This window comes from Brevundimonas abyssalis TAR-001 (assembly GCF_000466985.1).
In the GTDB taxonomy this organism is placed as follows: Bacteria; Pseudomonadota; Alphaproteobacteria; order Caulobacterales; family Caulobacteraceae; genus Brevundimonas; species Brevundimonas abyssalis.
Window position 1 is genome coordinate 1 of record NZ_BATC01000113.1, and the last position, 1,544, is coordinate 1,544.

The window sequence follows — 1,544 nt, forward strand, 5'->3', positions numbered from 1 at the left end:
CCTGCTGGGTTGGAAGCCGCCGGACCTTGGCGTCCTCGGAAAACTGGCGTGTATCGAACACGCCCTCCCTGGCCATTTCACGGGATTGGCGCTTGAGGGCGGAACGCTTGGTCATGGTAGCCTCCGAGGCATGAAAAAAGGCGAGACCCGGAAGGGACCCGCCTCGAACGAGAGCGTTGGGGAGGAGAAAAGACGCAGGGCGCCGTCGCAACCGGTCGGGGGCAGGGCTCCCGGCGGGAAAACCCGCCGCCGAACGAAACGCGACACGCAAGCGTCCTCGTGTCTGGCCGGACCGGGCGTGATCCGGCTACGGATCCGAAGTCGCTGGCGCGATCTCGAATCGCTGAACAAGTTTGATGCTAACGTGGTTTCCAAACGCTTAAAGCGCTGAAAAAGATAAAAGTTACGAGGAGTTCGGATGACTGTTTACAGTCTTGACGCAAAGCAACCGCAGCTTCCGCCAGAGGGCGAATACTGGATCGCGCCGAATGCGACGGTGATAGGAGACGTGATTCTTCACCCGGGCGCCAGCATCTGGTGGAACGCGGTGGTGCGTGGCGACAACGAGCCCATCACCATCGGGCCGGACAGCAACATCCAGGACGGTTCGGTGCTGCATAATGACGTGGGCGTGCCGCTGACCATCGGCCGCGGGGTGACGGTGGGGCACAAGGTGATGCTCCACGGCTGCGACATCGGCGACAACAGCCTGATCGGCATCAACGCCGTGGTGCTGAACCGGGCCAGGATCGGCCGCAACTGCATCATCGGGGCGGGGGCGATCATCACCGAAGGCAAGGAGATCCCCGACAACTCACTGGTTGTGGGGGCGCCGGGCAAGGTGATCCGCACCCTGGAGCCGCCCCAGATCGAGATGCTGAGGATGTCGGCCGAGCACTATGTGCAGAACTGGAAGCGGTATGCGCGGGGCCTGACCAAACTCGATTAGGCGATGCGGCGGCCGTCGACGGCCGCGAGGGTCAGGGCGGCGCGGCGCACGGGCGGCGTGGCGGCGGGGGTCATGGCGCGCACGATCAGGCCCTGGACATCCTTCGCCTCGTCGCCATCGGCCCCCAGGGGCTGATAAAGACCGAGCAGCCGGTCGGGCAGGCCGGTGGGGCCGCGCAGGGGGGCGGCCACGATCTCGGCGGGCAGCAGGGCGCCGTCCTCCATCTCCATGTCGGCGCTGAAGATCATGGGGCGGCCCTCGCGGAACGCCTGGGCCAGCCCCCGGTGGACCATCAGCCGGCTTTCGCGGCGCCAGACCTCCAGCACATAGGCACCTTGAGCGGGCGGCCATGAGCGCGCTCGATCCAGCCGCCGGCCAGGCGGAACACCAGGCCCTCATCCCGACGCTCGGCGAGGAACACCTGCGGCAGAAGGCGGCCCAGGGCATTGGGGTCGAAGGCGGCGCGATCGGGAATGCGCGACGCGCCGGGCAAGGCCGTCCACGCGTCCACAAGCCGCTGAATGCCGGAATGAAACACCGAATCTGTCATCGGCGGCGCCTTCGCAAGGGTCGGGCCGCCCGGCGCCGGGGTCAT

The 1,544-nt window shown here is 66.6% G+C and carries 3 protein-coding genes; 1 reads left to right on the forward strand and 2 read right to left on the reverse strand.

Annotated elements, in window-relative coordinates; genetic code table 11:
• Window positions 1-418 precede the first annotated feature (418 nt).
• Entirely contained in the window at window positions 419-949 is a 531-nt protein-coding gene (locus MBEBAB_RS14725) for a gamma carbonic anhydrase family protein (protein WP_021698779.1), read from the forward strand.
• On the opposite strand, the gene MBEBAB_RS18180 is transcribed toward MBEBAB_RS14725, so the two are convergent.
• A complete protein-coding gene (locus MBEBAB_RS18180; protein WP_052516831.1) occupies window positions 946-1,275 on the reverse strand; it encodes a PAS domain-containing protein in 330 nt (109 codons plus the stop codon). The two genes, MBEBAB_RS14725 and MBEBAB_RS18180, sit on opposite strands and share 4 nt — an antisense overlap.
• Window positions 1,242-1,544: PAS domain-containing protein (locus MBEBAB_RS18185; RefSeq protein WP_052516832.1), on the reverse strand; the 303-nt coding region annotated here is incomplete at its 5' end. The genes MBEBAB_RS18185 and MBEBAB_RS18180, both read right to left, overlap by 34 nt.